Annotated in this window: 20 protein-coding genes; all 20 read right to left on the reverse strand. The window is 54.4% G+C overall.

What is annotated here, in order from left to right; translation table 11 throughout:
* Positions 1–3 precede the first annotated feature (3 nt).
* The 20 genes from rpmD to rpsJ all read right to left on the reverse strand — a co-directional run bounded on the left by rpmD (position 4) and on the right by rpsJ (position 8,792).
* Positions 4–180: a 50S ribosomal protein L30 gene (rpmD, locus tag B9N88_RS17730; protein WP_003176408.1), complete on the reverse strand. Its 177-nt coding sequence runs from the start codon at positions 178–180 to the stop codon at positions 4–6.
* 2 nt (positions 181–182) lie between these two features.
* Positions 183–683 (reverse strand): 30S ribosomal protein S5, encoded by a 501-nt coding sequence (rpsE, locus tag B9N88_RS17735; protein ID WP_003186035.1) that lies wholly within the window; start codon positions 681–683, stop codon positions 183–185.
* Positions 684–686: 3 nt separating this feature from the next.
* Entirely contained in the window at positions 687–1,037 is a 351-nt protein-coding gene (gene rplR / locus B9N88_RS17740; protein WP_003186037.1) for a 50S ribosomal protein L18, read from the reverse strand.
* Between the two features lie 10 nt (positions 1,038–1,047).
* Positions 1,048–1,581 (reverse strand): 50S ribosomal protein L6, encoded by a 534-nt coding sequence (gene rplF, locus B9N88_RS17745; RefSeq protein WP_003176412.1) that lies wholly within the window; start codon positions 1,579–1,581, stop codon positions 1,048–1,050.
* 12 nt (positions 1,582–1,593) lie between these two features.
* On the reverse strand, positions 1,594–1,986 hold the full coding sequence (gene rpsH / locus B9N88_RS17750; protein ID WP_003176413.1) for a 30S ribosomal protein S8: 393 nt from the start codon (positions 1,984–1,986) through the stop codon (positions 1,594–1,596).
* Positions 1,987–2,192: 206 nt separating this feature from the next.
* Positions 2,193–2,498 carry a 30S ribosomal protein S14 gene (gene rpsN, locus B9N88_RS17755; protein WP_003176414.1) on the reverse strand — a complete coding sequence of 102 codons (306 nt, stop codon included), beginning with the start codon at positions 2,496–2,498 and terminating at the stop codon, positions 2,193–2,195.
* A 13-nt stretch (positions 2,499–2,511) separates the two neighbouring features.
* Positions 2,512–3,051 carry a 50S ribosomal protein L5 gene (rplE, locus tag B9N88_RS17760; RefSeq protein WP_003194642.1) on the reverse strand — a complete coding sequence of 180 codons (540 nt, stop codon included), beginning with the start codon at positions 3,049–3,051 and terminating at the stop codon, positions 2,512–2,514.
* Between the two features lie 22 nt (positions 3,052–3,073).
* Positions 3,074–3,388 (reverse strand): 50S ribosomal protein L24, encoded by a 315-nt coding sequence (gene rplX / locus B9N88_RS17765; protein WP_003176416.1) that lies wholly within the window; start codon positions 3,386–3,388, stop codon positions 3,074–3,076.
* 11 nt (positions 3,389–3,399) lie between these two features.
* Positions 3,400–3,768, reverse strand: a complete 369-nt coding sequence (rplN, locus tag B9N88_RS17770; RefSeq protein ID WP_002555479.1) for a 50S ribosomal protein L14 — start codon at positions 3,766–3,768, stop codon at positions 3,400–3,402.
* Between the two features lie 23 nt (positions 3,769–3,791).
* Positions 3,792–4,058, reverse strand: a complete 267-nt coding sequence (gene rpsQ, locus B9N88_RS17775; RefSeq protein WP_003176419.1) for a 30S ribosomal protein S17 — start codon at positions 4,056–4,058, stop codon at positions 3,792–3,794.
* A 2-nt stretch (positions 4,059–4,060) separates the two neighbouring features.
* On the reverse strand, positions 4,061–4,252 hold the full coding sequence (gene rpmC, locus B9N88_RS17780; RefSeq protein WP_002555481.1) for a 50S ribosomal protein L29: 192 nt from the start codon (positions 4,250–4,252) through the stop codon (positions 4,061–4,063).
* Positions 4,252–4,665 carry a 50S ribosomal protein L16 gene (gene rplP / locus B9N88_RS17785; RefSeq protein ID WP_003232424.1) on the reverse strand — a complete coding sequence of 138 codons (414 nt, stop codon included), beginning with the start codon at positions 4,663–4,665 and terminating at the stop codon, positions 4,252–4,254. Before rplP ends, rpmC begins: the two co-directional genes overlap by 1 nt.
* 12 nt (positions 4,666–4,677) lie before the next feature.
* Positions 4,678–5,364: a 30S ribosomal protein S3 gene (rpsC, locus tag B9N88_RS17790; RefSeq protein WP_003176422.1), complete on the reverse strand. Its 687-nt coding sequence runs from the start codon at positions 5,362–5,364 to the stop codon at positions 4,678–4,680.
* 13 nt (positions 5,365–5,377) lie between these two features.
* Complete coding sequence (gene rplV, locus B9N88_RS17795; RefSeq protein ID WP_003103908.1) at positions 5,378–5,710, reverse strand: 50S ribosomal protein L22; 333 nt, start codon at positions 5,708–5,710, stop codon at positions 5,378–5,380.
* 11 nt (positions 5,711–5,721) lie between these two features.
* Positions 5,722–5,997, reverse strand: a complete 276-nt coding sequence (gene rpsS, locus B9N88_RS17800; RefSeq protein ID WP_003232420.1) for a 30S ribosomal protein S19 — start codon at positions 5,995–5,997, stop codon at positions 5,722–5,724.
* Positions 5,998–6,013: 16 nt separating this feature from the next.
* Positions 6,014–6,838, reverse strand: coding sequence for a 50S ribosomal protein L2 (rplB, locus tag B9N88_RS17805; RefSeq protein ID WP_003210080.1), 825 nt, complete (start codon positions 6,836–6,838; stop codon positions 6,014–6,016).
* Positions 6,839–6,852: 14 nt separating this feature from the next.
* Positions 6,853–7,152, reverse strand: coding sequence for a 50S ribosomal protein L23 (gene rplW, locus B9N88_RS17810; RefSeq protein ID WP_002555488.1), 300 nt, complete (start codon positions 7,150–7,152; stop codon positions 6,853–6,855).
* Positions 7,149–7,751 (reverse strand): 50S ribosomal protein L4, encoded by a 603-nt coding sequence (gene rplD / locus B9N88_RS17815; RefSeq protein WP_003176424.1) that lies wholly within the window; start codon positions 7,749–7,751, stop codon positions 7,149–7,151. Before rplD ends, rplW begins: the two co-directional genes overlap by 4 nt.
* Before the next feature lie 12 nt (positions 7,752–7,763).
* Entirely contained in the window at positions 7,764–8,399 is a 636-nt protein-coding gene (rplC, locus tag B9N88_RS17820; RefSeq protein WP_007253310.1) for a 50S ribosomal protein L3, read from the reverse strand.
* 81 nt (positions 8,400–8,480) lie between these two features.
* Entirely contained in the window at positions 8,481–8,792 is a 312-nt protein-coding gene (gene rpsJ, locus B9N88_RS17825; protein WP_003186070.1) for a 30S ribosomal protein S10, read from the reverse strand.
* Positions 8,793–8,822 lie beyond the last annotated feature (30 nt).

Here is an 8,822-nt window from a genome sequence, read left to right on the forward strand (position 1 = left end):
CGATTAACCCTCGACACGCAGCATGTAGTAAGCCTTGTTGATCATCCCGCGATTCTCGGGAGTATCCTGGACTTCTACAGTGTGACCGATGCGACGCAGACCCAAACCCTTAACGCACAATTTGTGGTTAGGGATGCGGCCGGTCATGCTTTTGATCAGCGTTACTTTAACGGTAGCCATGATCAGAAGATCTCCTTGACGCTTTTGCCACGCTTGGCGGCAATGGATTCAGGAGATTGCATAGCTTTCAAACCCTTGAAAGTGGCGTGAACCACGTTTACCGGGTTAGTCGAGCCATAGCACTTGGCCAGAACGTTCTGAACGCCAGCAACCTCGAGGACAGCACGCATAGCGCCGCCAGCGATGATACCGGTACCTTCAGAAGCAGGCTGCATGTACACCTTCGAAGCGCCGTGAGCGGACTTCATTGCGTACTGCAGCGTGGTGCCGTTCAGATCAACTTGGATCATGTTGCGACGAGCAGCTTCCATTGCCTTCTGGATCGCAGCAGGCACTTCACGTGACTTGCCACGGCCGAAGCCAACACGCCCTTTACCATCACCCACCACGGTCAACGCGGTGAAAGTGAAGATACGGCCGCCTTTAACGGTTTTGGCTACGCGGTTAACTTGAACCAGCTTCTCAATGTAGCCTTCGTCGCGCTTTTGGTCGTTATTTGACATAACTTAGAACTCCAGCCCAGCTTCACGAGCAGCATCAGCCAGCGCTTTAACGCGGCCGTGGTACTTGAAGCCAGAGCGGTCGAAAGCCACTTGCGAGACGCCAGCGGCCTTAGCACGCGTAGCGACCAGCTGGCCAACCTTTGTGGCCGCGTCGATGTTGCCAGTGGCACCATCACGCAGTTCTTTATCCAAAGTCGAGGCGCTGGCCAGGACTTTGTTGCCGTCGGCCGAGATGACCTGGGCGTAGATGTGCTGCGACGAGCGGAACACGCAGAGACGCACGACTTCGAGTTCGTGCATTTTCAGGCGTGCTTTGCGAGCGCGACGCAGTCGAGTAACTTTTTTGTCGGTCATTTGCTATGCCCTACTTCTTCTTGGCTTCTTTACGACGGACGACTTCGTCCGCGTAGCGCACACCTTTGCCTTTGTACGGCTCTGGTGGACGGAAGTCGCGGATCTCAGCAGCCACTTGACCTACCAGTTGCTTATCGATGCCCTTGATCAGGATATCGGTCTGGCTAGGAGTCTCAGCGGTGATGCCTTCCGGCAGTTCGTAATCCACTGGGTGCGAGAAGCCAAGGGCCAGGTTCAAAACCGTGCCTTTTGCTTGCGCTTTGTAACCAACACCGACCAGCTGGAGCTTACGCTCGAAGCCTTGGCTTACGCCTTGGACCATGTTGTTTACCAACGCACGCGTGGTACCAGCCATTGCGCGAGTTTGTTGATCGCCATTGCGAGCAGCGAAACGCAGCTCACCAGCTTCTTCAACGATCTCAACGGACGAATGGATATTCAGTTCAAGAGTGCCCTTGGCACCCTTCACCGAAAGCTGTTGGCCTGCGAATTTGACTTCGACACCGGCTGGCAGCTTAACGGGGTTCTTAGCGACGCGAGACATGCTTATCCCCCCTTAGAACACAGTGCAAAGAACTTCGCCGCCGACACCGGCAGCGCGCGCAGCACGATCCGTCATCACACCTTTGTTGGTGGAGACGATAGACACGCCCAGACCGCCACGAACTTTCGGCAGATCTTCAGCGGACTTGTACTGACGCAGGCCTGGACGGCTAACGCGCTTCACTTCCTCGATGACCGAACGGCCTTCGAAGTACTTCAGCTCGATGGACAGCAGTGGTTTGATTTCGCTGCTGATCTGATAACCCGCAATGTAGCCTTCGTCTTTCAGGACTTTGGCAACAGCAACCTTCAACTTGGAAGACGGCATGCTTACGACGGACTTTTCAGCCATCTGGGCATTACGGATACGAGTTAGCATGTCCGCTAACGGGTCCTGCATACTCATGGGCTAGACGCTCCTAATACAAAAAAATTAGCCTTGCGGCTACATATGTCGCTGAGAACTTCCGGGTAAAAAACACGGGCTCAGGCGAGCCGCGTATTTTAGACACACTCCGGAAATGAAACAAGCCCCAAAAGGGGCTTGTTCCAGATTCAAGGTCACCGGCGGTCAGTATCTTTCGATTCAGACCACCTGGACGCTGAAAGTACTTACCAGCTGGCTTTAACCAGACCTGGTACGTCACCACGCATTGCCGCTTCACGCAGTTTGTTACGGCCGAGGCCGAACTTGCGGTAAACGCCGTGTGGACGACCGGTCAGGCGGCAGCGGTTACGCATGCGCGAAGCGCTTGCGTCACGTGGCTGCTTCTGCAGAGCAACTGTAGCTTCCCAACGCGCTTCTGGACTTGCGTTCAGATCAACGATGATTGCTTTCAGTGCTGCACGCTTCTTGGCGTACTTGGCAACCGTGAGCTGACGCTTCAGCTCGCGGTTTTTCATGCTCATCTTGGCCATGGTCCTACTCCAATCAGTTGCGGAACGGGAATTTGAAAGCACGCAACAGGGCGCGACCTTCATCATCGTTCTTGGCAGTGGTGGTCAGGGTGATGTCCAGACCGCGGAGAGCATCGATCTTGTCGTAGTCGATTTCCGGGAAGATGATCTGCTCTTTCACGCCCATGCTGTAGTTACCACGACCATCGAAGGACTTGGCATTCAGGCCGCGGAAGTCGCGAACCCGAGGCAGGGAGATCGACAGCAGACGATCCAGGAATTCGTACATACGCTCACGGCGCAGAGTCACTTTGACGCCGATCGGCCAACCTTCACGGACTTTAAAGCCAGCGATGGATTTGCGAGCGTAGGTCACAACGACTTTCTGGCCGGTGATCTTTTCCAGGTCAGCAACAGCGTGCTCGATGACTTTTTTGTCACCGATCGCTTCGCCCAGACCCATGTTCAGGGTGATTTTGGTAACGCGCGGAACTTCCATCACGTTCCCAAGCTTAAGTTCTTCCTTAAGCTTAGGGGCGATTTCCTTCCGGTAAATCTCTTGTAGTCGTGCCATGGTCTAATCTACCTAGCAGTGTTCAAGCATCAACCGCTTTTTGGGTCGACTTGAAGACACGAATTTTCTTACCGTCTTCTACTTTGAAACCAACGCGGTCAGCCTTGTTGGTTTCGCCGTTGAAGATGGCGACGTTAGAAGCGTCCAGCGGAGCTTCTTTCTCGACGATACCGCCCTGCACGCCCGACATCGGGTTAGGCTTGGTATGACGCTTGACCAGGTTCAGACCACCGATAACCAGACGGTTATTAGCGAGAACCTTAAGCACCTTACCGCGCTTACCTTTGTCTTTGCCGGCGATCACGATGATCTCGTCGTCACGACGAATCTTTTGCATGTCGGATCTCCTTACAGCACTTCTGGGGCGAGCGAGACGATCTTCATGAACTTCTCAGTACGAAGTTCACGGGTCACTGGCCCAAAGATACGGGTGCCGATCGGCTCTTGCTTGTTGTTCAGAAGAACAGCAGCGTTGCCATCAAAGCGGATAATGGAGCCATCTGCACGACGTACGCCGTGACGAGTGCGGACTACAACAGCAGTCATCACTTGGCCTTTTTTCACTTTACCGCGAGGAATTGCTTCCTTGACGGTAACCTTGATGATGTCACCGATACCAGCGTAACGACGATGGGAGCCACCCAGCACCTTGATGCACATAACACGGCGAGCGCCGCTGTTATCGGCCACATCGAGCATGGATTGAGTCTGAATCATATAATTTCTCCGACCCCTAGTCCTTAGACTTCCACAGCGCGTTCGAGAACATCAACCAATGCCCAAGACTTGGTCTTGGCCAGCGGACGAGTTTCACGAATAGTGACTTTGTCGCCGATGTGGCACTGATTGGTTTCGTCGTGCGCGTGCAGCTTAGTCGAACGCTTAACATATTTACCGTAGATCGGGTGCTTAACGCGACGCTCGATCAAAACGGTGATGGTTTTGTCCATCTTGTCGCTGACAACACGGCCAGTCAGCGTACGGACAGTCTTTTCGGCTTCAGCCATGATCACTTACCTGCCTGCTGGTTGAGCACAGTCTTCACGCGAGCGATGTCACGCTTAACTTGCGAGAGCAGATGAGACTGCCCCAACTGGCCAGTTGCTTTCTGCATGCGCAGATTGAACTGGTCGCGCAGCAGGCCGAGCAGTTGCTCGTTCAGCTGCTGTGCGGATTTTTCACGAAGTTCATTCGCTTTCATCACATCACCGTCCGTTTAACAAAGGCGGTGGCGAGCGGCAGCTTTGCAGCAGCCAGGGCAAAAGCCTCACGCGCCAGCTCTTCAGTTACACCCTCGATTTCATACAGGACTTTGCCTGGCTGAATCTGGGCTACCCAGTATTCCACGTTACCCTTACCTTTACCCATCCGAACCTCGAGAGGCTTTTTGGAGATCGGCTTGTCCGGGAATACACGGATCCAGATCTTGCCGCCACGTTTAACGTGACGGGTCAGTGCACGACGCGCTGACTCGATCTGACGAGCGGTGAGACGACCACGAGCTACAGACTTCAGCGCGAACTCGCCGAAGCTGACTTTGCTACCGCGCTGAGCCAGACCACGGTTGTGGCCTGTCATCTGCTTGCGGAACTTCGTACGCTTTGGTTGCAACATTTGGCGTACCCCTTACTTAGCAGCTTTTTTACGAGGCGCTGGTGCTTGTGGTTTCAGTTCTTCTTGGCGACCACCAATTACTTCGCCTTTGAAGATCCAAACCTTTACACCGATCACACCGTAAGTGGTGTGAGCTTCGTAGTTGGCATAGTCGATGTCGGCACGCAGGGTGTGCAGTGGCACACGACCTTCGCGATACCATTCAGTACGTGCGATTTCAGCACCGCCGAGACGACCGCTCACTTGGATTTTGATGCCTTTGGCACCAATGCGCATGGCGTTCTGTACGGCGCGCTTCATAGCGCGACGGAACATTACGCGACGCTCCAGCTGCTGAGCTACGCTCTGCGCAACCAGCATACCGTCGAGCTCCGGCTTGCGGATCTCTTCGATATTGATGTGCACAGGCACACCCATTTGCTTGGTCAGGTCCTGACGCAGTTTCTCAACATCTTCACCTTTCTTCCCGATAACGATACCTGGACGAGCGGTGTGGATGGTGATACGTGCAGTTTGCGCCGGACGATGGATATCGATACGGCTTACGGACGCGCTTTTTAGTTTGTCTTGGAGATACTCACGCACCTTCAGATCAGCGAACAAATAGTCCGCATAAGTCCGACCGTCTGCGTACCAGACGGAGGTGTGCTCCTTGACGATTCCCAGGCGAATGCCAATGGGATGTACTTTCTGACCCATCTCTTCGACTCCGTTACTTGTCAGCAACCTTGACAGTGATATGGCAAGACCGCTTGACGATGCGATCAGCACGGCCTTTGGCACGTGGCATGATGCGCTTCAGCGAACGCCCTTCGTTGACGAAAACGGTGCTGACCTTCAGGTCATCAACGTCTGCGCCTTCGTTATGCTCGGCGTTGGCTACGGCCGACTCCAGCACTTTCTTCATGATCTCGGCGGCTTTCTTACTGCTGAAAGCCAACAGGTTGAGCGCTTCGCCCACCTTCTTCCCGCGGATCTGGTCGGCGACCAAGCGGGCTTTCTGGGCGGAGATTCGAGCGCCCGACAACTTAGCGGCTACTTCCATTTCCTTACCCCTTAACGCTTGGCTTTCTTGTCTGCCACGTGCCCACGATAAGTGCGGGTACCGGCAAACTCGCCTAGTTTGTGGCCGACCATGTCTTCGTTAACGAGAACTGGGACGTGCAGACGACCGTTGTGTACAGCGATGGTCAGACCGACCATTTGTGGCAGGATCATCGAACGACGCGACCAGGTCTTAACTGGTTTGCGATCGTTCTTTTCCGCCGCCACTTCGATCTTCTTCAGTAGGTGAAGATCAATAAAAGGACCTTTTTTCAGAGAACGTGGCACTGTCGTATCCCTCTATTTACTTGCGACGACGGACGATCATTTTGTCGGTACGCTTATTACCACGAGTCTTCGCGCCCTTAGTCGGGAAGCCCCATGGCGATACCGGATGACGACCACCAGAGGTACGACCTTCACCACCACCGTGTGGGTGGTCAACCGGGTTCATGGCAACACCACGAACGGTTGGGCGAACGCCACGCCAGCGTTTGGCACCAGCTTTACCCAGCGAACGCAGGCTGTGCTCGGAGTTCGAGACTTCACCCAGGGTCGCGCGGCATTCAGCCAGCACTTTACGCATCTCACCAGAACGCAGACGCAGGGTCACGTAGACACCTTCACGAGCGATCAGCTGAGCCGAAGCACCAGCGGAACGAGCGATTTGCGCGCCTTTACCTGGCTTCAATTCGATGCCGTGCACGGTGCTACCAACTGGAATGTTACGCAGCTGCAGAGCGTTGCCCGGCTTGATCGGTGCCAGGGCACCTGCGATCAGCTGGTCGCCAGCACTCACGCCTTTAGGCGCGATGATGTAGCGACGCTCGCCATCTGCGTACAGCAGCAGAGCGATGTGAGCAGTACGGTTTGGATCGTATTCGATACGCTCGACAGTGGCAGCGATGCCATCTTTGTCGTTGCGACGGAAATCGACCAGACGATAATGCTGCTTATGGCCACCACCAATGTGACGAGTGGTAATACGACCATTGTTGTTACGACCACCAGTCTTCGATTTCTTCTCGAGCAGCGGTGCGTGAGGAGCGCCTTTATGCAGCTCCTGGTTGACCACCTTGACCACAAAACGGCGGCCAGGGGAAGTCGGTTTGCATTTAACGATTGCCATGATGCACCCCTTCCTTACTCAGCACTGCTGCTGAAATCGAGATCTTGGCCTGGCTGAAGGGAGATAACTGCCTTCTTCCAGTCATTACGCTTGCCCAGACCGCGAGCAGTGCGCTTGCTCTTACCCAGAACATTCAGGGTAGTAACACGCTCAACTTTCACGCTGAACAGGCTTTCGACGGCCTTCTTGATTTCCAGCTTGGTTGCGTCAGTTGCAACCTTGAAAACGAACTGGCCTTTCTTGTCAGCCAGAACCGTAGCCTTTTCGGAAACGTGCGGGCCAAGCAGAACTTTAAATACGCGTTCCTGGTTCATCCCAGCAGCTCCTCGAATTTCTTCACGGCCGACACGGTGATCAACACCTTGTCGTATGCGATCAGACTAACTGGATCGGAACCTTGCACGTCACGTACATCAACGTGTGGCAGGTTACGAGCAGCCAGGTACAGGTTCTGATCAACAGCTTCAGACACGATCAAAACGTCGGTCAGGCTCATGTTGTTCAGTTTGCCCAGCAGATCTTTGGTTTTTGGACTTTCAACAGCGAAGTCCTGAACCACGACCAGGCGATCAGTACGCACGAGTTCAGCAAGGATGGAGCGCAGTGCTGCGCGATACATCTTCTTGTTGAGCTTCTGAGAGTGATCCTGCGGACGAGCTGCGAAAGTGGTACCGCCGCCGCGCCAGATTGGGCTACGGATAGTACCGGCACGAGCACGGCCAGTACCTTTCTGACGCCAAGGGCGCTTACCGCCACCACGAACGTCGGAACGGGTCTTTTGCTGCTTGCTACCTTGACGGCCGCCGGCCATGTAGGCCACGACTGCTTGGTGAACCAGCGTCTCGTTGAATTCGCCGCCAAATGTCAGTTCGGAAACTTCGATCGCTTGAGCGTCATTTACATTTAATTGCATGTCAGCTTCCCCTTAACCGCGAGCCTTGGCCGCTGGACGTACAACCAGGTTGCCGCCAGTAGCGCCAGGAACAGCACCCTTGACCAACAACAGATTGCGTTCAGCGTCGACGCGCACTACTTCGAGGGACTGCACGGTCACGCGCTCAGCGCCCATATGACCGGACATTTTTTTGCCCTTGAATACACGACCAGGAGTCTGGCACTGGCCAATAGAGCCCGGGACGCGGTGGGAAACGGAGTTACCGTGAGTGTTGTCTTGACCACGGAAATTCCAACGCTTGATCGTACCCTGGAAGCCTTTACCCTTGGACTGACCGGTTACATCAACCAGTTGACCAGCGGCGAAGATTTCAGCGTTGATCAGATCGCCAGCCTGGTAGTCGCCTTCTTCAAGACGGAACTCCATGACAGTACGACCAGCTGCAACGTTTGCTTTAGCGAAGTGACCTGCTTGAGCAGCAGTCACACGCGAAGCGCGACGCTCGCCGACAGTGACTTGCACTGCACGATAGCCATCGGTTTCTTCAGTTTTGAACTGGGTGACGCGATTCGGCTCGATCTCAATGACCGTAACCGGAATGGAGACACCTTCTTCGGTGAAAATACGGGTCATACCGCATTTACGACCGACTACACCAATAGTCATGTTGTAAACCTCATGAGTGTACGGGGCTTTCACCCGCTATGGCCGCCCATTTCAGAGCGTTACACGACTAAGACCCAAGTCTTAGCCGAGGCTGATCTGTACTTCCACACCGGCCGCCAGATCGAGCTTCATAAGAGCATCAACGGTTTTATCCGTTGGCTGGACGATGTCCAGTACGCGCTTATGAGTACGGATCTCGTACTGGTCACGCGCGTCTTTGTTGACGTGCGGGGAGACCAGAACGGTGAACCGCTCTTTACGGGTAGGCAGTGGAATTGGACCACGCACTTGAGCACCAGTACGTTTCGCGGTTTCCACGATTTCCTGGGTGGATTGGTCGATCAGGCGATGGTCAAAAGCCTTCAACCTGATACGGATTTGCTGATTTTGCATTGGATTTCAGACTCCGGCTGCTATTCCCAG

It is taken from the genome of Pseudomonas sp. LAMO17WK12:I1, assembly GCF_900177315.1.
GTDB lineage: Bacteria > Pseudomonadota > Gammaproteobacteria > Pseudomonadales > Pseudomonadaceae > Aquipseudomonas > Aquipseudomonas marginalis.